General features: G+C 45.3%; 15 protein-coding genes and 5 pseudogenes. 12 read left to right on the forward strand and 8 right to left on the reverse strand.

The window, feature by feature from the left end; translation table 11 throughout:
- Nucleotides 1-278: 278 nt before the first annotated feature.
- From JJL52_RS21810 to JJL52_RS14905, 8 genes and pseudogenes are all read left to right on the forward strand, one after another.
- Nucleotides 279-2332 (forward strand): annotated as a pseudogene (locus tag JJL52_RS21810) (diguanylate cyclase domain-containing protein).
- Nucleotides 2238-3356 (forward strand): annotated as a pseudogene (locus JJL52_RS21815) (putative bifunctional diguanylate cyclase/phosphodiesterase); the annotation flags it as partial. The pseudogenes JJL52_RS21810 and JJL52_RS21815, both read left to right, overlap by 95 nt.
- A 674-nt stretch (nucleotides 3357-4030) precedes the next feature.
- A complete protein-coding gene (locus tag JJL52_RS14885) occupies nucleotides 4031-5689 on the forward strand; it encodes a transglycosylase SLT domain-containing protein (protein ID WP_202053282.1) in 1659 nt (552 codons plus the stop codon).
- 234 nt (nucleotides 5690-5923) lie between these two features.
- The gene (locus JJL52_RS14890; RefSeq protein WP_202053283.1) at nucleotides 5924-7603 is read left to right on the forward strand and encodes a tetratricopeptide repeat protein; all 1680 of its coding nucleotides are present in this window, start codon (nucleotides 5924-5926) and stop codon (nucleotides 7601-7603) included.
- Nucleotides 7604-7732: 129 nt separating this feature from the next.
- Nucleotides 7733-8361, forward strand: a pseudogene (locus JJL52_RS14895) (IS5 family transposase).
- 36 nt (nucleotides 8362-8397) lie between these two features.
- The gene (locus JJL52_RS21820) at nucleotides 8398-8583 is read left to right on the forward strand and encodes a hypothetical protein (protein ID WP_436231526.1); all 186 of its coding nucleotides are present in this window, start codon (nucleotides 8398-8400) and stop codon (nucleotides 8581-8583) included.
- 228 nt (nucleotides 8584-8811) lie between these two features.
- Nucleotides 8812-9299: pseudogene (locus JJL52_RS21825) on the forward strand (transposase); the annotation flags it as partial.
- Between the two features lie 422 nt (nucleotides 9300-9721).
- Nucleotides 9722-10462, forward strand: coding sequence for a PEP-CTERM/exosortase system-associated acyltransferase (locus JJL52_RS14905; RefSeq protein ID WP_202053284.1), 741 nt, complete (start codon nucleotides 9722-9724; stop codon nucleotides 10460-10462).
- 520 nt (nucleotides 10463-10982) lie between these two features.
- Here JJL52_RS14905 and JJL52_RS21830 read toward each other — a convergent pair.
- Together JJL52_RS21830 and JJL52_RS14915 are read right to left on the reverse strand one after the other, a co-directional pair.
- Nucleotides 10983-11249: pseudogene (locus JJL52_RS21830) on the reverse strand (transposase); the annotation flags it as partial.
- A gap of 104 nt (nucleotides 11250-11353) precedes the next feature.
- On the reverse strand, nucleotides 11354-12079 hold the full coding sequence (locus tag JJL52_RS14915) for a PEP-CTERM/exosortase system-associated acyltransferase (RefSeq protein ID WP_202053285.1): 726 nt from the start codon (nucleotides 12077-12079) through the stop codon (nucleotides 11354-11356).
- Between the two features lie 265 nt (nucleotides 12080-12344).
- Between JJL52_RS14915 and JJL52_RS14920 the strand changes: the two genes are divergently transcribed.
- Nucleotides 12345-13208, forward strand: a complete 864-nt coding sequence (locus tag JJL52_RS14920; protein ID WP_202053286.1) for a ThiF family adenylyltransferase — start codon at nucleotides 12345-12347, stop codon at nucleotides 13206-13208.
- A 48-nt stretch (nucleotides 13209-13256) separates the two neighbouring features.
- Complete coding sequence (locus JJL52_RS14925; protein WP_202053287.1) at nucleotides 13257-14330, forward strand: nitroreductase family protein; 1074 nt, start codon at nucleotides 13257-13259, stop codon at nucleotides 14328-14330.
- 25 nt (nucleotides 14331-14355) lie between these two features.
- On the opposite strand, the gene JJL52_RS14930 is transcribed toward JJL52_RS14925, so the two are convergent.
- The 3 genes from JJL52_RS14930 to JJL52_RS21600 form a co-directional block, all read right to left on the reverse strand.
- Nucleotides 14356-15234, reverse strand: a complete 879-nt coding sequence (locus JJL52_RS14930) for a class I SAM-dependent methyltransferase (protein WP_202053288.1) — start codon at nucleotides 15232-15234, stop codon at nucleotides 14356-14358.
- Between the two features lie 112 nt (nucleotides 15235-15346).
- Entirely contained in the window at nucleotides 15347-16261 is a 915-nt protein-coding gene (locus JJL52_RS14935; protein WP_202053289.1) for a PEP-CTERM sorting domain-containing protein, read from the reverse strand.
- Nucleotides 16262-16856: 595 nt separating this feature from the next.
- Entirely contained in the window at nucleotides 16857-17078 is a 222-nt protein-coding gene (locus tag JJL52_RS21600) for a transposase (RefSeq protein ID WP_202053290.1), read from the reverse strand.
- A gap of 977 nt (nucleotides 17079-18055) precedes the next feature.
- Here JJL52_RS21600 and JJL52_RS14945 point away from each other — a divergent pair.
- Nucleotides 18056-20335, forward strand: a complete 2280-nt coding sequence (locus JJL52_RS14945) for an efflux RND transporter permease subunit (protein ID WP_202053291.1) — start codon at nucleotides 18056-18058, stop codon at nucleotides 20333-20335.
- Nucleotides 20332-21114 carry an outer membrane lipoprotein-sorting protein gene (locus JJL52_RS14950; protein WP_202053292.1) on the forward strand — a complete coding sequence of 261 codons (783 nt, stop codon included), beginning with the start codon at nucleotides 20332-20334 and terminating at the stop codon, nucleotides 21112-21114. The genes JJL52_RS14945 and JJL52_RS14950 overlap by 4 nt, the downstream gene beginning before the upstream one ends.
- 328 nt (nucleotides 21115-21442) lie before the next feature.
- Here JJL52_RS14950 and JJL52_RS14955 read toward each other — a convergent pair whose 3' ends face one another.
- The 3 genes from JJL52_RS14955 to JJL52_RS14965 all read right to left on the reverse strand — a co-directional run bounded on the left by JJL52_RS14955 (nucleotide 21443) and on the right by JJL52_RS14965 (nucleotide 25376).
- Complete coding sequence (locus JJL52_RS14955; RefSeq protein WP_202053293.1) at nucleotides 21443-22705, reverse strand: hypothetical protein; 1263 nt, start codon at nucleotides 22703-22705, stop codon at nucleotides 21443-21445.
- A gap of 284 nt (nucleotides 22706-22989) precedes the next feature.
- Nucleotides 22990-24153, reverse strand: a complete 1164-nt coding sequence (locus tag JJL52_RS14960) for a TIGR03088 family PEP-CTERM/XrtA system glycosyltransferase (RefSeq protein ID WP_202053294.1) — start codon at nucleotides 24151-24153, stop codon at nucleotides 22990-22992.
- A gap of 17 nt (nucleotides 24154-24170) precedes the next feature.
- Nucleotides 24171-25376 carry a TIGR03087 family PEP-CTERM/XrtA system glycosyltransferase gene (locus tag JJL52_RS14965; protein ID WP_202053295.1) on the reverse strand — a complete coding sequence of 402 codons (1206 nt, stop codon included), beginning with the start codon at nucleotides 25374-25376 and terminating at the stop codon, nucleotides 24171-24173.
- Nucleotides 25377-25392 lie beyond the last annotated feature (16 nt).

The following is a 25392-nucleotide window of genomic DNA, read 5'->3' on the forward strand; positions in this document are numbered from 1 at the left end:
GTAATGCTTTTTCATCGAAAAGTCTGGGTGAGGAAGGCAATCCACCGTACAGGAAAAGCCGTAATCGCTTTAATATTTTTTTGTTGTAAAATTGGGCGCGTGTCAACGTCGTTTCCCATTCAAGCCAAGTTTATCGTTTCGGCCGGAGCACGCCGTTATTTTATGTTTTCCGAAAAAATCGGATGATTTCAGTCATCTGTGATGGTATTGGTGGTGTTATGCGCTTCCAGTGCAGTTCTTTGAGTGGCTTTTGATTCCTTTTTACCCATTGTCGCCGGATGCCGCCTAGCTGCTTAAAAACGATCGATAAACTTCCGAAAATTACTTTCCATGCCTTGCTTCTCGTTCTGCTGAGTCCGCTCCTCGTATCCACTGTCCATGGTAACATCGGCCAGAGCGATGAAATATTGACTCCCGAAGAACGCCTCTGGCTTGCCAACAATCAACCTCGTATTGTTTTGGCAATCGAAACCGGTTACGCGCCGTTCGTGTTTCTGGGCGCCGACGGACAGCCCGTGGGACTCGCGTACGATTATATCCGGCTTATCGAATCGAAGATCGGCATCACTTTTAAGCGGCAGGAGTTTTCATCGCTCAACGATATTTTCGAGGCGGTGCGGACAGGTGAAGTTCAAATCGTCAACGCAGTGACTCCGACACCTGCCCGGTTACAGTTCATGCGCTTCACCGATCCCTATATTTCTATTCCCAATGTCATTCTCGTCAGGAAGAATCGCGCTGGCCGGATGAACGAAAAAGCTCTGGCGGGGTTAAAGGTTTCATTGGTCAAAAGTTATGCGGTGACGGAGAATCTCGCGGGTAAAAATCTGGGCTTTTCGCCGGACATCGTTTCGGATGATCTCTCGGCGTTGCTCAACGTTTCTTTCGGGCGCGCCGATGCAGCCGTCATCGATTTGGCAACGGCTTCGTACCTCATTTCTCAGAAAGGCATCAGCAATCTCCGCGTGGCCGGCGAAGTGGAACTCGCCGTTAGTCTGGCGATTGCCACTCCGCTTAGCGAACCCGTATTGCACGGCATTCTGCAAAAAGGATTGGCCGCGATTACAGAGGCGGAACGGGCAGAAATTCGTAAAAAGTGGTTCAATGCTTCCGGCCACAGTTTTCTTTCCGACTGGCGATTTTGGCTTGTCGTCGGTCTTGGGCTTCTTGCGGTTTTGGCGGCGATTGCCGCGGTGTTCATTTGGAATCGCATGCTCCAGCGGCAGGTGGCGATACGCACGGCGGAGTTGGAGGAAGAACGCTCCCATCTCGAACGGCGAGTGTCGGAGCGCACTGCCGAACTGGCGCGCAGCGAAGCCCAGTTGCGCGCTACCCTCGACAATACGCCCAATGTCGCCGTGCAGTGGTATGACGACGAGGGAAGGGTAACTTACTGGAATTCGGCTTCGGAGCGGCTTTTTGGTTGGAAGAGCGAAGAGGCGCTCGGCAAGAAACTTGACGACCTTATCTTCTCTCCGGAATTAGCGGTTCAATTTTTGCAGGTCCTTGCCCAACTCCGTGAAAGCGGCCGTTCCTATGGCCCCTTCGAGAGCGAAATTCATACCCGGGACGGCCAGCAGGGATGGATTATGTCCACGACTTTCGTTATTCCGACGGAAGACGATCGCATCAGCTTTGTCTGCATGGACGTGGATATCACCGAGCGCAAGAAGCTGGAAGAAAAGTTGACGGCAAGCGCACATTACGATGCGCTGACCCATATGCCCAACCGCGTGTTACTGGCCGACCGGCTGCAGCAAGCCATGGCGCAAGTACATCGACGAGACCTGCATTTGGCGGTGGTTTTTATCGACTTGGACGGCTTTAAAGCGATTAACGACGATTACGGACATGAAGTGGGCGATCAACTGCTGATGCATGTTGCCTCGCGCATGAAACTGACGTTGCGCGAAGGCGACACGCTGGCGCGTTTGGGCGGCGACGAATTCGTCGGGGTGCTGATCGACTTGACCGACATCGACACCTTGGAGCCCATGCTCGTCCGTCTGCTGGTCGCCGTTGCGGAGCCTGTGTGCATCGAAGGTTTATCGCTGCAAGTCTCGGCGCTACTGTTTACCCGCAGAAGGAGGCCATCGATGCCGACCAGTTGTTGCGTCAGGCCGATCAGGCCATGTATCAGGCCAAGTTGGCCGGTAAAAACCGTTATTTTCTCTTCGATCCGGTGCTCGACAATAGCATTCGCTGTCGCCATGAGAGCCTGGAGAGAATTCGCCGAGCGGGAATTCGTCTTGTATTACCAGCCCAAAGTGAACATGCGCACCGGGGCGGTCATCGGCGCCGAAGCGTTGCTTCGCTGGCAACATCCGGATGAAGGCTTGTTGCCGCCGGCAAGGTTTTTGCCCGTCATCGAGGATCATCCCTTGGCTGTAGAACTCGGCGAGTGGGTGATCGATACAGCGTTGAGCCAGATTGCGCTCTGGCGCCGCCAAGGGCTGGATATCCCGGTGAGCGTCAACGTCAGCGCCCGCCATTTGCAGCAAGCCGATTTTGTCGGTCGTCTGCGCGAACTGTTGGCGGCCCATCCGGAAATCGATCCGTCCTGGCTTGAAATGGAAGTGCTGGAGACCAGCGCGTTGGAAGATATCGTCAAAGTATCCCAAATCATCAGGTCCTGTAAAGAGATTGGCGTCATGTTTGCGTTGGATGATTTTGGCACCGGTTATTCCTCGCTGACTTATCTGAAACAATTGCCGGTAACTTTACTTAAAATCGATCGGAGCTTCATCCGGGATATGCTTTGCAATCCGGATGACCTGGCCATTCTGGAGGGCGTGATGGGGCTAGCGGAAGCCTTTGGGCGCGAGGTGATCGCCGAAGGCGTAGAGACGGCCGAACAGGGTGAAATGCTGCTTCAGTTGGGATGCGAATTGGGTCAAGGATTCGGTATCGCTTTCCCTATGCCGGCAAGCGATTTTGCCGGTTGGGCCTCCGTCTGGCGAACTTATCCAGCCTGGGAGCACGTGCCGTTAGTCAGCCGCGACGATTTGCCGTTGCTCTTTGCCGGCGTCGAGCTTTGCGTCTGGATGAAAGCCATGGAAAATTTTATCCGGAGGCAATGCAATGAGCCTCCGAGACTGGATGACCGACAAAGCCGTTTTAGTACATGGCTGAAAACCAAAGGAGCCGTTCGTTATGGATCGCTGGGCTGTTTTCGGACTGTAGAGTCGCTGTACCGGCAGTTACAGGAGCTGGCAGTGGAATTGAGCGAGTTATATGCCCGCGGCCAAACCGCGAAAGCGGAAGTGAAGTTAGCGGAGCTTCAAATCCTTCAGGAGGCACTGCTGAGCCGGCTAAAGGAGTTGCTGGGGTACAATTTCGCGGAACGGAAAGAATAGAGGTTCGGGCTAGACGATTTCCTCGGGAGACTCTGGCATGCCTAAAAGCCGAATTCTGGCTTCCACCATTGGCCGACGATAGCTCATCCTTGGCGTCGTGCTCTCCTGCATAAACGCCATGGATGGAGTGGGTGTAGAGATTGCACGACTGATAGGGATGCATGAGTTAGAGTAATGCAGAAGCTGAATGCATGCAGCGGGTTATCGCTGAAACGGAGCGTCGAGGTTTGATAAATCAAAATATCTCTATCGATTAATATACCTCCTGCTGATAACAGGATCAGTTTGAACAGCTTTTTGCTGGTACAATTGAGCAACGAATGGCTCGGTTACAGGTTGTGCTATTCGGACGGGCTAAAACGAGTCGTCAGTGAAATCCGTAAGAGTTCGGCGATTACACTGGGCGACTTTTTGTTAAGCCATTAAGGAAACTCTGAATAAATCGAATAATCTCCTTCTCCATTCGGGAGAAGGTCAATGCCGTTAAATTAAGGTCTTACGTAGGCCGGATAAACGTAGCGCACTTGTGCCCTCTTCTAGGAGGATCCGGCAATTGCGCAGTGGAACTACGCTTATCCCCCCTACAGCCCCTTAACTTAACGGCATTGCGAGAGAGGAAACTTATTCAGAGATAAATACTTAATTTATTCGGCTTCGCTTGCGAGGGTGAGATAATGCGGACTTTGGTGCTGGTTTTGAATTGTGCGGCAGGTATATTTTTTTCAACCAAAATCGACGCCGCTTCGACCGCTCTGGAAATTCATCGAGATCAAAGGAATAATCAGTACGGTATTGGGATGGAGCGAAATCCTACGACAGAAGAATATTCCACTGATACCGAACCAAATGCGTCAAATTCCGCGGAGCTGGAAAGTGGGCGGGCGGCGCTCCTGAAAAGTACAAAATTAGAACAAGCCGCGGCAAAATACATCGTTCGCCCCCACTCTCTTCCCTTGCCTGTCAACAACTACACCGCATTAGGTATGCGCCTTAGATTCGGTGCAGACGCTCCGCCTGCGGATGATGTATCGGATAATGCCATGGCCCGTAAAGGACAAAGCCTTTCTGGCAGTGCGAATGAAGAAAAGGCATTGCATGATCCCGACGATGTTTGGGAGCGCCTTCGTTTGGGATTGAAAATTTTTTGGCCTGGTTTCATCTCAACACAACCAAAGAATGCGCTGAAGCAAGAAAAACTAGCCGATGCTTCACGCTCGCTTGATCTGCACGACATAAACTCCGAATCTATGGGGAGTCCCAAAACTGCAGCTAGGGAAAACGCCGAGCGGAAACAATTAGCGAAGGCAAAGTATATCATTCAGCCGCACACCGCTGGTGCTCCGTTACATCGCTATACGGCTTTAGGTTGCCGCCTGAGGTTCGGCGCCGGCAATCCCTCGGGAGATAATGCCGACTGTATTCTCCCCCCTACTGCGCAATATCGGCAAGGTTCAACAGAAGATTCCAATGACGACTGCCTAGATAAGGTCGAAGCGACCTCTGCATCTAATTACCGTCATCAACAGCTCAAACACGGCAACTCGAGCTTGTCAATTAGTGGAAATTCACATAATGCTCCGGAAATGATTGGTGCTTTGGCTCAAGACAAGAATCATTCTTCAGCTTGCTCTAATCGCCAACCTTTATCTCTGGCGGATTCGAACATGCCCGCTAACCAAAGCAAAGCTTTAGAGAACGGAGACACCAAAAAAATGCTGATTGATGAGCGAATCAATAGGCAGATTCGCTTTTATAGCCAGAATCCGCGCTATCTCTATCGCGTGGCAGAGCGTGCGAGACCTTATCTTTACTATATCGTGGAGCAACTCAATCAGCATCAACTGCCTTTGGAGCTGGCTCTGTTGCCCATCGTGGAAAGCGCTTATCAGCCGACGGCGATGTCGCCTAAAGGTGCTGCAGGACTTTGGCAATTCATTTCCGGTACCGGCAACGACTATGATCTGGATCAAAATGACCAATACGATGAAAGGCTTGACGCGCTGGCCTCTACCCGGGCGGCGATTCGCTATTTATCCGACCTGAATGTTCATTTTAAAGGGGACTGGTTGTTGGCATTGGCCGCATATAATTGCGGACAAGGGGCTGTTGACAATGCCATTAACCGCAATCTTGCCGAAGGATTGCAAGCCGATTATTGGTCTTTGCGCTTGCCCGAAGAGACACAAAATTATGTTCCTCGTTTTTTAGCCTTGACATATATTTTTGCCAATCCGGAAAATTATGGACTGAAATTTGCCCCCATCAAGAACGAGCCTTATTTTATAAGAATAACGACAAGTCAGCGTTCCGGTATAAAATATCCTGACTCTTAGCAGACTGTCATATCTTTTTGCAGTGCGATTTAATTTGAGTTAACTGTATGGGGGGGAACCTAAATCTGGGTAATTGCAGTTCATTTTTACTTTTCAAATAGAGTTACTTTTTTTAAGGTCATCCCGTGAACTTTTAATTTGTCTATAAAAGGTTACCTTAAGGAAAACTTTTCTCACAGCTATGGAAAAAGGTAAACCTAATTTAAAAATATTTCTTCAAACGAAGGCGAGATCATGGAAAATAAGCTATCTAGTATTAAATCCGCACTTATAATGGCTATCGGTTTCTTAGCTTTAAATCCGCTCTGTGAAGCAGCAATTTATGAATTGGAAGATAATCAAAAGAGCATACTAGAACCTTTAAATAACGAATCGGAACGATTGCCATCTTTTCTTGAATCTATAAATCAAGCAGAAAAAAATAAAACAAAGTTAAATTTTGAGGAGGTTATCAGTCTTGTAAAACAAAACAAAATTGTAGAAGCTCAAAACAAGGTGTCTGATCTATTGCGACAATACCCGAATGAGTCTCAATATTACAATTTGCAGGCGCTTCTATATACTCTGAAGAAAGATTTGGCTAAAGCCGATCAAAACTTTGAAAAAGCTATTCAGCTGGATTCAAGAAATGTTCTGGCATACATTGGAGCAGCTAAATTTGCGTTAGATAATGGGCAATTCGATAAAGCCAAAGGCTACGCCAATAAAGCCCTAGGTGTTAATGACAGAGTCATTGGTGCCTATCTTGTATTAGCTGATATAGCTTTAAAACAAAAGAATATTAATGAAGTAGAAAAAGTTTTATTAACAGCGCAGGAAAAAGTAAAAGGAGATATCACTGCTGAAATCAAAGTAATTCAAAGTTTAGCAAAGTTTTATGCGATACAGAAACAGCCAGAAAAGATGTTGACAGTTGGTAATGAATTGGTTAAGCGCTATCCAGATGATAATAAAGCGCTTTCAGTACTTGTAGGGGCTCAAATAATCAATAAAAATTTACCGGCGGCTGAGGCAACGTTACATCAAATTATCGGCCAGGATAAGCAAGATATAGCTAATCGTTTGTTGTTAGCTAGATTATTAAGCACGCAATCGGGTAAAGAGAAGGAGGTGCTTAAATTGCTGGACGAAGCTGACCAAATTTCTCCTGACAAACCGGAAGCCCAGGTTTTTAAAACCGCCTATCTAATCAAATTGAAGCACTATCAAGAAGCTCTGGATTTAGCAGTTAGAGTAGACAAGCAATCTCCGAAGCTTGTGCTTGGAAAGTTGCTGAAAGGAGATGTTTACCTGGCAGAGAAAAAGCTTGACAAGGCCATCGAGATGTACCGGCAAGCTTATAAACTCCAGCCGAGCAACAAAGTGTTGTTTACTTTAGCCGACATTATGACCATTCAAAAGAAGCAGTCTGACGTAATCAATCTTTTAAACAACGCATTGGAAAAAGATGGCAAAAACGGCGCAATTCATTTCAAACTGGCTACGGTTTATCAACAGCAGAATGACAACAAACAGGCCGAAGCCCATTACAAAGCGATTCTGGAAGGGCAGCCAGATCATGTGCTTGCCTTAAATAATTTAGCCTATCTCTATTTTCAACAAAGCAATCCGAAAGCTTTGGAATTAGCAAAAAAAGCATACGAAAAAGCGCCTGAATCGGCTGCAATTTTAGATACTTATGGATATATTCTGGTCAAGCAGGGTCAACCAAAAGAAGGTCTGCTCCTTTTAGAAAAAGCAGCCTCATTAGCGTCTAAATCCAGTGATATTCAATTTCATCTTGCCGAAGCCTATTCAGTTAACGGTGACGATCAAAAAGCGGTTGAAATCCTTAAACCTCTCGTGAATGCAGAACAATCCTTTTTGGAAAAAAATGCAGCGGTTAGCTTATTCAATAAACTGCAATCTCATTAATTTTCATGGGTTTTATTTTTTAGTTTATGATGTTGATATGGCTTTGTTGCATAAATCCGCCTTGCCTCAAATCAGGGCGGATGAAGAAAGCGAAAGCCTGCTACAAAGTGAAGAATTGGCGAGCGTACAATGATTCCCTGGTTAATCGGGGCCTTGACGCTCTGGTTTGAAGACTCCCAGATTGAACGCTGGCATCAGCCTGAAAGGTCCGGTTACCGCGGCAGGGCGATGACTTATTCCGATGTGGCGATTCAGTGTGGACTGATGATTCGAGAGCTTTTCCAGTTGCCGTTGCGAGCAACTGAGGGATTCTGAGATCTCTGGTTAATCTGTTGGATGGGCCGCTACAAGTGCCGGATTACAGCACTTTATGCCGGCGGCAACAAACCCTGTCGGTGGCGCTGCCCCGGCCTGTTGCCCAGACCCCTCGGCATCTGGTCGTGGATTCGACCGGACTAAAAGTCTATGGCGAAGGCGAATGGAAAGTCCGGCAACAAGGCATCAGTAAACGCCGGATCTGGCATAAACTGCATATTGCCGTGGATGCGCAAACCCAGGAAGTCGTGGCGGTTGAACTGACCGCAAATTTTGTGGACGATGCCGAAGTCTTGCCGGACCTGTTGGAACAACTAGACACCGAGGAAGCGCTGGCGTCAGTGGCCGCGGATGGTGCCTATGACATGACCCTTTGCCGCCAAGCCATCCGGCAGCGGCATGCCCAGGCCTTGGTACCGCCGCGGGCCGGCGCCTTAGCCTAGCCTGATAATGAAGAGAGGACACCACATCCGCGGACGGTGATCCTGCGCACTTGTCAGGAACAAGGCGAAGCGGAGTGGAAATGGCAGAGCGGCTATCATCGCCGCAGTTTGGCCGAAACCGCGATGTTTCGGGTCAAGACGCTGTTTAGCCAGAAGTTGAAAAATAGAAGCTTCGCGGCGCAGCAAGCGGAAGCTTACTTGCGTGTCGGGGTGGGGTATTAAACAAAATGACGGGCTTGGGTATGCCGGATAGTTATCCGGTCAGTTAACCAGAATAGAGAAAGGGAGAAACTTTGTCTTCACCAGGATTTATACAACAGAGCCTATTGATATTACAATAAAATAAATACCATGAAGTCAGGGTAAGAATTCCAAAGTGAGAGCCACCTTTTTTTAAGGTTCTGTTTTGGCAAATAAATCTGAAGAGACTAAGGGGGGGGCAGGGGCTATTTGATTGAATTTTTTTGTTTGATTGACGATTTTGCCAGTGTTCGAGCCGGCTTGGAAACCTCATCGGTTGGTAAGCCGGGCGAAATGGCTCCCTCGATCAACTTTATTGAGCCGTTCTGTGGGTTCGTTCATAGATATTCTCCTATAAGGGGGTGAAACGGAGCCAACAGCCCAGCGCCTTGAGTCCTATCGGAGTTGATGACGCTAGCCATTCTGTTCCATCAGCTGCGCTTCCGCCAGTTCAAATCCTTTTATCTGGGCACTGTCTACCGTCATCTGCGTGCCGAATTTCCAAGGCTCCCCAGAGTTACCACCGCTGCGTCGAACTCCTGCCCCGTTGCGCGGTGCCGCTGGCCGCTTTGTTCTCGTTGCTCAAAAAAGGAGAGTGCGACGGCATTTCCATCGCCGACGCCACCGCGCTGGCTGTCTGTGACAACCGGCGCATTCCGCGCCACCAGGTCTTCCAAAGCATCGCCCGCCGCGCGCGGCATGACCTCGACAAGGTGGGCTTCCGATAGGGCTTATCCTAAACTCAGGTTAATAACTTGATGCGTTTGACCTTAGTCTTTGATTCATGTCCCCTAAGCGATCAAATATTTTGCGTAAGTCCTGCTTATATAAGCAGATTTTCTGTTAAGCGCTTACACAATTAAGTTTTCTATAATATTTATGAGCTAGGATTAAAGTTTCAGATTCTGGGAAAGTTAATTTTAAAAATCGAGCCATTATGTCAATTTTTTAATGATAATTTAATAATTGAGCGGAAAGCATTTAAGAAAAATTTAATTTTATGAATTTGAATGGTATAGATTTTTTATATTTTGATCTTAACAAAATATATATTAATGAATGCGCTGCATGTTAGATCTCATTGTTGATGAGTTATTTTTATAAATGATACGGAGTTATTATGTTTGATGATTATTTTCAGGTTTTTTTGGCAGATACTTGTGAAAGTAAAAAGATAAATTATTCGATACGTTATCAAGTCTACTGTGAAGAAATGGGGTTTGAAAATAAGGACAATTTTCCGATGGGTCAAGAAATCGACGAATATGATGATAAATCCGTCCATTTTATTGTACAGCATAAGAAAACAGGGCAGTGGATTGGAGCAATGAGGCTGATTTTCAAGAATAATAATTTATTGCCTATTGAGCAGTATTGCCCTATTGAAGAGCCTATTATACCCAAGGCAAAGAATCAAACTGTCGAGTTGTCTAGGCTATGTATCATCAGGGAAATAAGAAGGCGAGTTTCAGATATTGATTCACCTTATGGTATTACGGACGATGATAAAGAAATAAAGGTAACCGATAAGGTTAAACTATTACATGATCATCAGAGAATTAATGGGAGTATCATATGGGGGATATTAAATGCTGCTTCGGAATATTGTTATGTTAATAATATTCCGAATTGGTATTTTATGACTACCGGTGCCTTAACGAAAGTGCTTAATAAAGGAGGATTCAATATGCTGCAATTAGGAGAGGCTTTTTATCATAAAGGGGTGCGCTATCCTTTTAAAAAAGATGTTTTTGAAACCTATCATAATGAAATTTGGAGGAAAGAGTTTGTGAATGGCTATGGTTACCGTATGTTTTCCGATTTAAAAATTATTCAAAAACCTGCGGAAAAGGCAGCTTAGTTAAAAAACTATTTCAAATTTTCTGCATTTCTAATTTATAATTCTGCTTGGCTTTGTTGCATAAATCGCGAAGCAAGTAAACTTCTCTTTACCCCTCTCCGCAGGGCGGATTTAGAGTATGGCAGCGGTAATCGGCGTACCCAATGGGGTAAGCCGCTTTAATAGCGCCGCACGAATTTGCAATTCGGCGACTTGGCTACTGAAAAGACCTGTCTTGACGTGTTCAACCAAGCGTTTGAAACAACGCATTTTCGTTTCTATCCGGCTGCGGCGATGAGAGCCAGCCGTTTTCTTAAGGTTCGATCCCCAACAGCTGGGTAGCGCGTCTTGTCTCATTTCGGGCGTTGGCAGCTGCCGTATTTTCTTTCTAGGATTTGCCATGCTTGTGCACGGGAATGACGGCATCAGCCCTCCGCTCAGTAATGGCCTTGTGGCTGCCCTGAGTAACGTAGGCGGCTTCTCCACTGACGGCTGCAACCATTTTCATCGACGGGTATCTGAACGAGTAAATAGTCCAAGTTGGCCAATCGAGGCCAGACAACTTCAATAAACTGGTGGCCATGCCGCTGGCATGCCGTAACGCCAGTCCGAAGAGGTTCTTGATCATTAGACAAAACGGAATGGCCGCGTCGGAAAACGTTTCCGTTCGCCTTCGCTTACTGCTAGCTGGCACTAACCAATCTCTCTTTTTAGCAATCCATAACAGCATTGGCCTGCGCGGTTGCAAGGATTGATTACCGCCTTGCCAACTGGGGCTTCGGTATTTCTGCGCCAGCGACTTGGACATTCCTATTCGGGATCAATGGATTCCCTTACACAATGGGGTTGATAGCCGATTTATGCAGCAAAGCCCAAAATAATATGAAGTGGTTCAATAGTTAAAATGAAGTCTTATTTAAATTGACCTTTATTGGTCATGAATTCCCACATCTCGATATTCTTTTGAGCGACTCCATTAAGCAAATCGCTGACTTTGATTATACACGGCTGACGTTTGCCATGATACTCGGTTAGGGGGCCAATGGCGGTAAAATAAATGCCTAAGGTAGCAAAAAAACGTATAAGCGCTGGTTCCATAACGGCATACCAATAATAAATTTTGTGTTCATAACTCATTTTGATCAAGCAAGCAAATAAGGCTATACTTAAGTGAGGCAGAATTCGTCGTTCGTCTTCATAATTATTTTCAGGCATATTGCTTATACCAGCGAGGGTTCCTGCTTCGTTTTTTCTGCGTTTAAAATCTTTTGATACACAAAATCGAGATGCTTCGGCAAGATGCGTATCTCTGGGTATTCTCTGCAACAGTTCAAATTTATCAAATTTAGTATATTTTTCGATAGGAAACAATTTTTCTGGATTTTTTACGTCAGGAAAAATAAGACGTGTGGTTGCCGCAAATGAGCGGGACTTGCGGTGACGAATCAAATAATGCACGGAGTGATTGTCATATTCGTCAGATTCTAAACCTTGAAGATGATTTGCTGGATCTTCGAATCCGGTTTCAATACAATACACTTGATAGCGTAATTTGTAGACTTCATCTTTGAGTTCATCCGAAAGAGCTGGTATCATCTCGAAATACTCATTAAATAATTCCAAGAGGTTAGTAGACATAGAATCACCTTTTTATAGAGTTGAAAAAAATCATTTATTATTTCATAAAACTAGATGAGATTAAAAAATAAATCCAAGTGTTAATTCTCAGTATGATATATAATCTAAGAAGAGGTGAAAAGTATAAAATTTGCCATTAGTTTTTTAGCTTAATATCTGTATTTAGTGTTTGAGGTATCTTTTTTTTCAAGATATTGTATCTTGCTTCGAAGATGAATTTTAGTATTTTACATCATATGTCATTTCCAAACGATGGTGGCTTTAGATGAGTAAATTTAATTACGAAGAAGCATTTAGTCGTAACATCGGCTGGGTAACAGAAAAGGAACAGAAGATTCTCCGAGGTAAGAAAGTTGCTATAGCAGGCGTAGGAGGGGTAGGAGGTGTGCATTTGTTAACATTGACTCGCCTTGGAGTTGGGAGATATAGTTTGGCTGATCCCGATACTTTCGAGCTCGCTAATATGAACCGGCAAGTGGGTGCCATGATGAGTACAATGGGCTTGGCTAAAGTGGATGTACTTGCCAATATCGCGCTGGATATCAATCCTGAATTACAAATAAAGAAGTTTAGGGATGGTGTGAATCAAGAAAACGTGGATGCTTTTCTTGAGGGTGCCGATATTTTCATCGATGGGCTGGATTTTTATGTGCTGGATGTTAGGAGAAAAATATTTGCTCGCTGCGCCGAATTGAATATTCCGGCCATTACGGCTGCCCCCTTTGGGATGGGCTCGGGATATCTCATTTTTATGCCGGGAAAGATGACTTTTGAAGAGTATTTTTGCATGGAAGGCCTAGGGATCATTGATCAACAGATTAATTTTGCTGTTGGGCTTGTACCCAAGGGTTTGCATAAAAGCTATTTAATTGATCCGGCTCGCTTTGACTTTGCTAATCATAAGGCTCCCTCAACATTTATGGGCTGTGAGTTTTGTGCCGCAGTTGCTGGTGTCGAAGCTCTAAAAATTTTATTATCCAGAGGTAAAACTTACGCGGTTCCTTATTATCATCAATTTGACTGCTATACAGGAAGATGGAAACGCGGGTGGTTGCCAGGAGGCAATAGAAACCCTTTGCAGTGGATAAAAAAAATTTCTCTACGGCGGCAGCTGATTAAAAGTCAATAATTTTTCCCTTATTCCATTATAAAAAACAACTTTTTTCTAATAACCATTATGCCTAATGCTATTATCGAAAATATCCTTGATCATGCTCGCTGGGCACCTAGTGGAGATAACACTCAACCTTGGCGTTTCGAAATAATAGATGCTAACCACTTTGTTGTCCATGGCCATGATACAAGGGATTATTGTGTTTACGATCTTGAAGGGCATGCCAGTCAGCTTTCTATCGGTATTTTATTGGAAAGTATAGCGATAGCCGCCAGCGCTTATAATTATAGAGCTGAGTTTCAAATACTCGAAAATAGGCCTGAGAGTCACCCGGCGATTGCGGTTGCATTAACCGAAGACTCAACTATTATCCCTGATCCTTTGTTTCCTTTCTTGCCTGTGCGAAGCGTTCAACGACGGAGGCTAAAAACAATCCCGCTGACGGTTGAAGAAAAAGACGCACTTGAGAAAGCAGTCGGGGATTATTATGCAGTCCATTGGATAGAAAGCTGGCAAGGGCGATGGCAGGCTGCTCAATTAATGTTCAAAAATGGAAGGTTGCGTTTAACTTTACCCGAGGCTTTTAGAACCCACAGTTCTATTATCGAGTGGCATGTCCGTTTCAGTCATGACAAAATTCCTGATCAAGCGATAGGGCTAGACCCTATTGCAGTAAAAATTATGCAATGGGCTATGAAAAGTTGGGAGCGGGTAACATTTCTTAATACCTATCTGGCGGGAACCATCCTACCCCGTTTGGAAATGGATTTATTGCCAGGGATTTTCTGTGCAGCTCATTTTTCCTTAATTGCTGCTAAAAAGCCAGAAAATCTCCAAGATTATCTAAAGGCTGGTCGAGCTCTTCAGCGTTTTTGGTTAACTGCAACCCGACTTGGGCTGCAATTACAACCCGAAATGACGCCGTTAATTTTTGCGGGATATGTGAGGGAAAAACTGGCTTTTACCCAGGTAAGTAAATTGACAATTTATGCCGAACAACTCTCTAAGGTATTTGAAAATTTATTGGGAGGGAAAAAGCCTGAATGTGCGGTATTTTTTGGAAGAATTGGGCAAGGGGAGGTTGCGACTACGCGTTCTTTGCGGCTGTCTGTAGAACAATTAATAAAGAGCAACTAATAACGCATTTATTTAAATAAAATGCCTATTGTAACAAGTCTGTTTTTAGACCGCCTAAGCGAAAGGTTTCTTTTAAATCCTTGATATCTACCTTATGATGTCCAGGTAATTGGTTTTCGATATTTCTTAAGGTATTCATTAAGGAATCGGGAATACATTGGCGTCGCGGATTACTTTTAAAGGCTACCATAAAAGGCAGCAGAAACAACTTATAGAAATTCACATGCGTAGGAAGCTGCTTCTTTGCCTCATTAAAATCCCTGAGTGAAAAAGCGGCATTTAAAGAATAATAGTAATCTAAAGTGAATAATTCGGGTTGGCGGTCGGCATATTGGTAGGCAAAATAATTGATTGATTTGGCTGATTTTAATCTTGCAAAATCCGCTAAGTAGACGCCTCCACCGGGTTTAAGAATTCGCTTAATGGCGGAAAATGTTTCTTTTAAGGCGCTTTGATCGGGCAGGTGATGCAGAGCCATCGTAGAAAATACAGCATCGACGCTGTTATCTTCAAATTTTGCTAGCTCTGCGATATTATCCTTTACCGTTTTCACATTTAACAATTTTTGTTCGTTGATGTAGGCATCCGCCTTATCCAGCATGGGTTGTGACAAGTCAACCCCAATAAAATTGATTTCTGGGTTAAGTCTGGCGATTAAGCCTAGCTGAGTCGCTGGTCCGCAAGCAAGATCAACTACGGTTTCGCCGGGGTTTATTAAGTCGCAGACGTGGGCAGCATGAAATAAATAAACAGGGGCCATAACGCCGTCTTCACGGCCAGCCCTCGTATAAGCCAAAACTTTTTCGGGGTCGTCCATAACCAAATCAGGCTCGGTAATGCGCTCCACTCTTCCGGAAGAGAAAATTTCTCTTAAAATGACTTTCAAGAAAGGGACGCTCAGCATAGTTTTCTCTTTAAAAAGTTACAAAATAACAGATCTATTAAACTGGAGTCAAAAAAAACCGCCCTAGTAAGAGCGGTTTTAATAGAGTCGAAATTTGTATCACTAATTACGATCAGCTATACGCAACTCTTTTACGAAATCCGAATAAGCCTAAACCTAATCCTAGTAGCGCTAAGCTTCCTGGTTCAGGTGCGGCAGCGGTACCAACTCGAAGTTGACCTGACTCAGTACCGCAAAAATCTGTGAGATTTAACCCGCATTGGAAAGCAGCTGGGTTGTAGCTAAACGGCGGATTGCCTGCAACATTCGATTGAAAGTCGGTATTGCTGAAGGCAAGGGTTGTGCCGAGAGCTAGAGCATTACCAAGAGAGTCCTTGAAAGCGCCAAATGGATTAGCGGCCAACGAGAAAAGAGCCCTGTCTCCTCCATTGCCAAGAAATGCATTAAATACACCTCCATAATTGTTGTCACCAACATCACTTGCTACGTTGAACGATGCAACCAGAGTACCGTCGGTTACATTAGGGCTGGCGGCACCATTTGCAGCTTGACCTGTCCCATCAGCGATATTATCTAAATAGAAATTTAAGACGCCTGATGTGTGATCAAAGTTTGTATTTCCAGCAGCATCGACATTAGTGGTAAATACACCGTTGATATTGAAAGTAAATGTTAGTTCCCATCCATTTGCCGTAAAGAATGAAGTGGGGGAATTAAATAATATTGGCGATATGACAGTGTCAGCGGCATTGTTGAAACTCTGGACAGTTCCATTGGCCTGTACATTAAAAGTGTCTCCGGCATCCAGTGCGCCCGTAGTACCTCCGGTTGTATCAATAGTCGTATGAAAAACGTTGTTAATAACCAAATGATCAACATTGGTTACAACACCGTTTACAGCGGTAATTCCCTCAGCAGCAACAGTGGTCGCATCAAATTGCCAGTCGTTAAGTACAACAACTCCCGCGTTGGCGGTTGTCACCATTCCAGTGCTTAGCGCTAGGATTGCAAAAAACTTAGGTTTCATAGTTATATCTCCTAAAATATAAATACAGTTTTGTAAAGTCAGATAGCACAATCTTTTATAGCAATTATTAGGCCGAATTTTAATTAATCAAAAGAATCATTAGGTTATCCCTCGATGATCAAAGTCGTACAGTTCTGTTCCATTAAACTGTAAAATATTATGACAGGAGGTATAGTAAGGTCTGAAGTTCGTAAGGCCGTTGCGCCGTTAGTTCTACTTTGCGGTTTTTTCAAGATCGTTGCGGATGTCTTTTGATCAGCGCTCAGCGAGCGCGGATTTGCTTGAGTTGATCCTCGAAGTCGTTCTTGTAAATGAGACCCTCCCTCGTCAGATCGCGTCCCAATTCACACACGCCCTATATGCCAATAGTGTTCAGCTCACTTTTTGCCCGAATCAGGAGATGGCCGCATTCGTTCCAAATAGGCGAGCAATTCCGCTTCGGTTGCTCAGCCGTTCAGGTAATGGCAAACTATTTCATAGGTGGCCTTATTCGGCGCGCGGCCGATCCAAAGGTTGAGCAGCAGGCTGGCGATGAGGGCGCTATAGATCTGAAAGGTCACGTCACTGGCATTCTGGCAGAGCAGATGTCGACAGCCTAGTATACACACTTCAACCAGCGGAAGAACAATTCCACAGCCCAACGGTAACGGTAGGCCACGGCAATCAACTCGGCCGCCAAATCCAGGCGGTTGGTGACCAGCATCAGCCTCGCTTCGGTATCGTCGGTGCGGCGTTTTCCGGTCGCGACCTCAACGAGGCGGAACGGATGTGACAACAAGCGGAAACGGTGCAGCGTTCCCAGGCGGCGCAATTCCACATCCCGTACATGTCCGCCGCCCGGTCGGTCGCCATCAGCGGGTGCTCCCGAAAGGCTTCATACGCCACATTGTCTGAACCGAAGGTATCCTGAATTTTGTGTAAACGGCGGCGGTTCCCCGCTCATTAAATTTGCAGTTATATCTTCCGATCTGACGATCCATCTAATCACAGAGCCCCTTTTTTTGTTGTAAAATTTTCTGACTCTCAACTGTTTGCCCCACAATTTTTGGCGGAGAAATAGCTAAATGAGTAGTGGTCTTGAGTTTGTGTATTGCAAAGCGTGTACTAGGAATGCCGTCAAGCGAACCGCCAATCAATAAATCTCATCCGGCGGAACCGCTGGCGCGTTCCGCCTTACGGGTTTGCCGCTGGCTACGGCTGAAAAATTATTGCTTGATTTTTCACAAGTTACTTCCTAATCTTCCGGTTTAAAATGAATTTCAAAGAGTAAGTGCAATCATTGGTTTTGACTGTAATCCGATTGCTGAGTATAGATGTGCCGTTGGCCGGTTTGAATTGCGATTATTTAATATTGATCTCAACGCTATCGCCGGGTTTTCGGGTTTTATGGCATTCGCAAAATTAAACTGGTAGTTACTGAAGCGAAGTTGATAAGCGTCGATTAATTGACTTTCTTTATTGTTGTGATGGTAGTGCTTTATTTCAGCTTCAATCAGCGATTCCAGTTGAAAGTCCAAGACAATCGGGCCGGCAAAAAGAATTGTTTTCGATGAGCGGCTATTTCACTGGTTCGTGGAACAAATTGAAATCCTCGGTTGCATTGCGGGTAATATCGATATGAATCTGGTTAAATACAAAAAAATGCTGCCGGTCTTCATATCGCTTAATCTCCCGAATCCAAAGTTTGCTAATCTATTCTGTCGACTGTCTTAATGCTCTAAAATAATATTTCAAAGAAAATACCAGATGAAAGCTAATTAAGATTGACTCATGCTAAACAAATCCTCTGTTTTTATGTTAGCTAGCTTTGTCAGCCGCCGCCGGTGGTGGATAATCTCGTTAACGCTGTTCATTATTTTTTCTTCATCTGCAGGAATTAAAAATCTTAATTTCAATAATGATTATCGCGCTTACTTTAGTCAGGAAAACCCGCAATTGCAGGCTTTCGAGGCGATACAAAAAACTTATAATAAAAGCGATAACATTCTTTTTATTCTAAAACCCGCTGGAGGAAATGTTTTCGATCCGATGGTCTTGCAGGCCATTTACCAATTGACCACAAAAGCCTGGCAACTTCCTTTTTCAAGCCGGGTCGATTCGCTTACCAATTTCCAGCATACCGTTGCCGATGGGGATGAGTTGCTGGTTGCCGATCTGGTTCATGATCCTGCTTCTTTGACCCAAGAGCAAATACGATCCATTAAACAGGTCGCATTAAATGAGCCGATGTTGGTGGACCGGGTGATTTCAAAATCCGGCCACGTCTCGGGCGTTAATGTCACGGTGCAATTGCCTGAAAAGAACCTCAAGGAAACCGTTGAAGTGGTCAATCAAGCCCGGCAATTGGCGTGGGATATTGAGGGGGCTTATCCCGAAATAAAAGTTTATCTTTCGGGCGTCGTGATGATGAGTAACGCTTTCGTCGAGTCTGCCTTGAACGATAGCAAAACTTTGATTCCGGTCATGTATGCTATTGTTCTTGCAGTGGCCTTGCTTAGTTTGCGTTCATTTTCCGCCGTTTTTGGCGTCGTTCTATTGATTCTCTTTTCGATTACGGCGGCGTTAGGAGTATTCAGCTGGTTTGGCGGGGTACTGACCGGTACGTCTGCCGTGTCGCCCACTATCATTTTGACCATTGCCGTTGCCGATAGCATCCACTTATTGGCAAATATGCTGCATTACATGCGAATCGGCTATAGAAAAAGGAAGGCGATCCGTAGGAGTTTAAGAGCGAATTTTCAACCCATTTTGTTGACCAATTTGACCACCATGGTGGGTTTTATCACCATGAATTTCAGCGATGCGCCGCCGCTTCGGGATTTGGGAAATATTTCCGCGCTGGGGGTTGCCTTTGCCTGCATGTTGACTATTTTTTTTTTACCGGCCCTCATGAGTGTTTTGCCGGTCAAAGTCAAAGTCAAACTCAAATCGAAAGACGAGCAGAACCTCTCGAATCTGAACCGTTTGTCTTTATTCGTCATTCGCCATCGCAAGGTTTTGCTGACGGCAAACGCACTGATAGCGATTTTTGTAACCAGCTTTGCCTCCATGAATGAACTGAACGACGATTTCGTGAAATATTTTGATGAAACGGTTGACTTTAGAAGAGCGACGGACTTTCTCAATGAAAATATGGGAGGGATCGACTCGATTGAATTTTCGATACATGCCGGAGAAGAGGGCGGTATTAATGAGCCGGATTTTTTGCAAAAACTTGAACGTTTTTCGCTCTGGCTAAAACAGCAGCCGGAAGTGAAAAATGTAAATATCATTACCGATATTTTCAAACGGCTGAACAAGAACATGCATGGTGACGATCCGGCCTGGTACAAATTACCGGATCAGCGGGACCTGGCGGCGCAATACTTATTGACGTATGAGATGTCTTTGCCTTATGGGTTGGATCTGAACAATCAGATTAATGTGGATAAATCGGCTACCCGGGTGATTGTGACTCTGGGAAAACTCAATTCCAATCAGATATTGGCGGTTGAATCGCGGTTCAATGAGTGGCTGCGGCAAAATATGCCGGAGGCAAAAACCGAAGCGGCCAGTACGAGTTTGATGTTTGCCCATATCGGAAAACGAAACAGCGAAAATATGATTTTGGGGTCTTCGTTTGAATTGGGAGTCATATCTTTTATACTGATCGTAGCCTTTCGTTCATTGAGGCTGGGGCTGATTAGCTTGATTCCTAATCTGGTGCCGATGGGTGTCGCTTTTGGAATTTGGGGACTCATAGATGGCCAGATCAGCTTGGGCATATCAGTAGTGGCGAGCATTACTTTCGGCATCGTTGTTGACGATACTGTCCATTTTATTAGCAAATATCGCCGTGCCCGAGTGGAATTGAGGAAGCCCAGTCCGGTTGCCGTTTACTATGCCTCTTCCTCTGCGGGGGAAGCGCTGTGGATCACGACGATGATATTGGTCAGCGGCTTTATCGTGCTGAGTTTTTCGCATTTTACGGTGAACTCTGGCATGGGATTGTTGAGTGCCATTACGATTTCAATCGGGCTGTTCATGGACATGTTATTTTTGCCGCCCTTGTTAATGCTGTTGGATAAAAAATGAAAACTTTATTATTGACTTTAATCATTAGCTTCTGGGCGTATCCCTGCTTTGCCGGCACCGATGAAGAGAAGGGGTTGCAGATTATGCAGGAGGTGGATCGCCGTGATGCAGGTTTTGGCAATAGCAGGGCGGATGTCAAAATGATCCTGAAAAGCAGCAGCAGCGGAGAAGAAACATTGCGCTTGCTGAGAATGGACACGCTTGAGGTTGCGGGTGACGGTAATAAAGGCCTCAGTATTTTCGATAGCCCGCGCGATGTAAAAGGTACAGCTTTTTTAAGTTTCACCCATGCACTCGAGCCCGATGAACAATGGCTTTATCTGCCGGCTTTGAAACGAGTGAAGCGGATCTCGTCGAGCAACAAGTCGGGGCCTTTCGTGGGCAGCGAATTTGCATTCGAAGATTTGACCTCGTTTGAGGTGCCTAAGTACAAATACAAGTATCTGCGCGACGAAAAAGTGAATGATCAGGATTGTTTTGTAATTGAGCTGTACCCCCAGTATGAGGAATCCGGTTATACGCGGCAGATTTCGTGGATCGATAAGGAGCGCTATATTCCGCTAAAGGTAGAATATTACGATCGGAAAGATGCACTGTTAAAAACGCTGGAATTCAAAGGCTACCGGCAATATCTGAATCAATATTGGCGGGCCGACGAAATGTTGATGACGAATCATCAAACCGGCAAAAGCACTACGCTGCTTTCGGAAAACTTTAAATTCCGCACCGGATTGACGGTCCGCGATTTCGATCAGAATACCCTGCAGCGGGCAAGGTGATTCTTGAGTTTTCCAATATAAGCTTTCCGTAAGGGGAGCGTTATTATCCGGCCATAGGCTGAGGTTAACCGGTTTATTCAATACTGCGGGATGTATTCCTTGTTGGCTCTAAGAAGTTTATACGCGCGGAAATTAGCGTGGTTCGTGCAGAATGCTTGATTGCTGAAAATATTGATCGGGATTGCCGTTTTGGTTGATGTTACATAATCCGGCATTTATCAAATTAGTCGGTCTTGCCGTGAAGTAATGATGAGGTTTAGCTCTGGTCGTCATGCATGATCTGCCGGTGGCGATAAGTGTTTGGCGTAGCGACTGATGGATATGCCGGTTAAAAGTAGTAGCTCAATTCGGTCCTGATGGAGTCGTCCTTTTGTAAAAAATAAGCCGGATTATTGAAGTAGGCGTTATTATACAAGCGCACTTCCAGTTCTATTTTAAAGTTCTCGCCTAGGCGCCGGCTGGCTTCCAGGTTGTAGATTTTCTCTCCAGTTGTTCTGTCAAAGGTAATGCCTGCCAAAATTTCCGTGCTTTGCTCGTCATTAAATCCGAGACGAACGGCGGCGAGAAAGTCATCCTGTAGAATGACTAATTGATTGGGTTGATTCAGGGTGTGAATGGTGCGTTGACCACGGCTGTCATACATGTATTCGGCAATCAGGCCGACATCCACGGATGTTTCCAAAATTCCGTAAAATGTGTATTCCACGCCGCCGGTTCCGGCATAATAGGTTTTCCCTTGGCCTGAACGCACAATCGATTCGAGCTTCCAGAGCCAACTTCCTTTTGTGACCTGCACATCCAGGCCGGTCTGGAAAATCGATTCATAGTAGGGCGTCAAGTGCAATTTTCCGGATTGATCTAATGTGGGCAGAAACGAAGGATCGCGGTTGGTGCCGTAAAACTGCGATAATCCCCAGTCCCAGTCGCCGATCGCTTTGGACCAGCGGACGGCATAAGCCATTTGCCTCTCAGCTCCTTTTTTTTCGTACAGGGAATCATGCACATCCAGGGCCGGATTGAAACGGAAGCGCCCTTGCGGTCCGGAGAACGTTCTTTCCCTGAAACCCGGTAATACAAAGAGATCCAGCGTTCCCCAATCCCGAATCAGCGCCAGATTGACCATTGGCTGTCCCAGCTTGTCTTCCCCGTCTATGTTTTCGACTAAATCCGACTGATTTACAATGTCGACCAAGTGCTGGGATTCGGTAACACCCCAGAATACCTTACGGAATCCTACGCGCAATTCCCAAGTATCCGCGGCTTTGAGCCAGGTAAGTTCGCGAATGTCGAAGTGGGTTCGTCGGTTGTCATACTGCGATAGACGGTAAAACGGTACGAAAGCGAAGCTTTGCCGGCCGTTGTCCCATTCATGCACTAACTGCGGTTGGACAACACCGGAGAGATAGTGATTATGTTGCTGGTTATCGATTCCTTCGTGAAAGAAACCGAGGCTTTCCATACCAGCATAACCGGATAGTTCCCAGGCAGGCACTTCATGACTTTGCAATAAAAAAATGACGCCGAGAATAATTTCGGCATTCATGACTTTATTAAACGAAAGTTTTAATAAACGAAATGCAATGCTCAACATTGAATAATGGCAAAATTTTATAGGTCAAAAATTATCCCGCCCTGGATTTGATTTAGTATATTAAATTAGTTTAGTATAGCATTAATTTTTCTAAAAAAATTTGTAAGTCCAGAGGGATTTCGGCATTTTAATGCTGAGCCTTTTGGAACCTCGTCGTTATCCATAAATTGGTAATGTCTGCTAAAAATGGTCCCTCTGGATGGGGTCACGGCTGCATAGAAAAGAGAGGCAGAGAGGTTAAGCGTTAACCGTAACCCGATGCTTTTTGGCGTGAACGTGTTGGGTTACGTTGCGCTTTTAGGCATTATAAGCGAATCATAAACGGCCTTATATTGGCCGACCATCCTGCTCAACGAAAATTGATTCAGTACTAGATGGTAACCATTTTGGCCATGCAGTCGTCTCATATCCGGCTTGTAGACATAATCCAACACTTTTTGCGCCATCGATTCAGCGTCGCCTGCCGCAATCAGGCTGCCGGTCTCTCCGGCAATGACCAGTTCGGGATTGCCGCCGACCTGCGTTGCAACGACCGGCAGGGCGGTTGCCATGGCCTCCAGAATAGTGTTCGAGATACCTTCTGCTTGCGATGGCAGAATAAAAATGTCCAATCGGCGCATAATTTCTGCGATATCGCTTCGTTCTCCCGGCAGCCAGGCGATATCGGTCAATCCGTTTTCTGTCAATAATTGGACAGCTTGGGCTTTTAGCGGACCGTCCCCTATAATCAGCAATCTAAGTTTATTTTTAAGTTTTGGGTCGTTCCGGCAAATCCAAATAAACGCTTTTACCAGCGTCAACTGATCTTTGACACCATGTAAACGGCCTACGGTGCCGAGGACGATTTCATCCTGGCTAAATGAGAATGGACAGCCGGCTAGCGGAGCTTTATTTCCCGTTAGAGGATAAAAAATGCGCGTATCGACACCGTTGCATATCCGGGTTATTTTTTGGGAGGGGACGAGGATTTTCTCGGTTAAATAGCATTCCAAATGTTTTGATAAAGGAATGAAATGCTGGATAAGAGGTTTTAAGAGCCGCCGAACCCCCTGATATTTGATATTGTTGCCATCCGGATCAAAGACGTCCCAGCCATGTTCGCCATGCACCCGATGCCGCACCCCTGCCAGCCATGCGGGGACCTGATATTCTATGGTCGCCAGATTGCGTGTATGCACGAGAGCGGGGTTGAGCTGTTTTAACAGTTTATAAAATCTTATAAATGATCCCCAGTCTTGCCCTTCCTTTTTATTCAGATGATAAATATCGATATCGCTGCGGGTCAAGCGCTGCTTGAAGCTCGTGCTGTCTTTTAAACATATGACTGAGTGCCGGTATGCATCGGGTGGCAATTGGTTAATAAGATTAACCAGCCCGTTTTCCAAGCCTCCTATGCCAAGACGATAAATAACATGAACAATTAGAGGGGGTGGTGTTCGGGTATTCATCTGTCACTCTGAAAAAGTTATATCAAAGCCGAAAGCCGGTTTAAATTTTGCTCCCAGCCGAACTTCATCTTAACGAAATCGCGATTGATCATTGAGGTCAGGGGAGGGGTATTATTTTGCAAAAAATCATTAAGCTGTTTGACCATAGCATCCGCTTCATCAGCAACCGATAGCGCAAGGCTTTCATCATAAGGAATTCCTTCCATGGCTGCAGGCGTCGCCAGAACATGTTTACCCATTGCCATGGCTTCCAAAACTTTATTTTGAATGCCTCGGGCAATTCTCAAAGGGGCAATGGCTAATTTAGCATGGGCGATATAAGGCCTTACATCCTCTACTGCGCCTGTCACTACGATATTTTTGTTCTTGGCCAACGTTTGGACTTCCTTGGAAGGTCTAGAACCTACTATGTAAAACTTTGTGTTAGGGTATTGGTTTAATATGTGGGGAAAAACTTCCATAGAAAACCATGTGACCGCATCTACGTTGGGCCAATAGTCCATCGCACCGGTAAAAACCAAGGCTTCATCGCCCTGGGGATAAGGCGATGTAAAAGTTTGTTCAGGCGAAAAATAGTCCGTATCGACGCCGTTATTGATATAGCCTATTTTTTCACTTAATGAAGGGGCAAGTGTTCTAAACAACGCCGCTTCTTGTTCGGAAACAAATAGCCCGGCTTTAGCGAGCGCGGCTATTTTAAGCTCATAATTAAAAAGGTATTGGGATTCGCGCTGATAAACCCATTTTTCCGCTCCCCGCTTTTTAAGCGCGTATTGACGCCATTTGTCGGAATCTACATCGACAAAATCAATGATGACATCAAGATTATCCTCTTTTCCGCATTGAAGAAAGGGCGTAATGAATTGCGCCATTACCGATGAAAATATCAGGACTTTATTAATCGAATGAGTATTAATGGTGTGATTTATCCATTCCTGCAGGGTTTTACTTTTATAATAGGGCAAACTTAAAGCCTCGCCGGTTAAAAAGCCTTGAAGGCTTTTAATTTTGGCCTGAAACGGATTAAGACTCTGATAATGGGTTGTTGTGCAGAGGGCATCTAATTTATTAATGTATTGCCAATCTTTATCATCGTCAATAAACGCGCCCAAGTGGACTTGATATTTAGAAGTTAAATATTTTAATAAATGGTAGGAGCGTATTTTATCCCCTTTGTTGGGAGGATAAGGTATTCTGTGCGCCAGAAAAAGCAGATTTTCCATAACGATTAAATATTAT

The sequence above is a fragment of the Candidatus Methylomicrobium oryzae genome, assembly GCF_016745425.1.
Lineage (GTDB): Bacteria > Pseudomonadota > Gammaproteobacteria > Methylococcales > Methylomonadaceae > Methylomicrobium > Methylomicrobium oryzae.

Coding starts and splice junctions, on each gene's coding strand:
- JJL52_RS14905 (WP_202053284.1), top strand. CDS start 9,722: ATGTTTGATGATTATTTTCAGGTTTTTTTGGCAGATACTTGTGAAAGT.
- JJL52_RS14965 (WP_202053295.1), bottom strand. CDS start 25,376: ATGGAAAATCTGCTTTTTCTGGCGCACAGAATACCTTATCCTCCCAAC.
- JJL52_RS14915 (WP_202053285.1), bottom strand. CDS start 12,079: ATGTCTACTAACCTCTTGGAATTATTTAATGAGTATTTCGAGATGATA.
- JJL52_RS14945 (WP_202053291.1), top strand. CDS start 18,056: ATGTTAGCTAGCTTTGTCAGCCGCCGCCGGTGGTGGATAATCTCGTTA.
- JJL52_RS14950 (WP_202053292.1), top strand. CDS start 20,332: ATGAAAACTTTATTATTGACTTTAATCATTAGCTTCTGGGCGTATCCC.
- JJL52_RS14960 (WP_202053294.1), bottom strand. CDS start 24,153: ATGAATACCCGAACACCACCCCCTCTAATTGTTCATGTTATTTATCGT.
- JJL52_RS14885 (WP_202053282.1), top strand. CDS start 4,031: ATGCGGACTTTGGTGCTGGTTTTGAATTGTGCGGCAGGTATATTTTTT.
- JJL52_RS14890 (WP_202053283.1), top strand. CDS start 5,924: ATGGAAAATAAGCTATCTAGTATTAAATCCGCACTTATAATGGCTATC.
- JJL52_RS14935 (WP_202053289.1), bottom strand. CDS start 16,261: ATGAAACCTAAGTTTTTTGCAATCCTAGCGCTAAGCACTGGAATGGTG.
- JJL52_RS14920 (WP_202053286.1), top strand. CDS start 12,345: ATGAGTAAATTTAATTACGAAGAAGCATTTAGTCGTAACATCGGCTGG.
- JJL52_RS14955 (WP_202053293.1), bottom strand. CDS start 22,705: ATGTTGAGCATTGCATTTCGTTTATTAAAACTTTCGTTTAATAAAGTC.
- JJL52_RS14930 (WP_202053288.1), bottom strand. CDS start 15,234: ATGCTGAGCGTCCCTTTCTTGAAAGTCATTTTAAGAGAAATTTTCTCT.
- JJL52_RS14925 (WP_202053287.1), top strand. CDS start 13,257: ATGCCTAATGCTATTATCGAAAATATCCTTGATCATGCTCGCTGGGCA.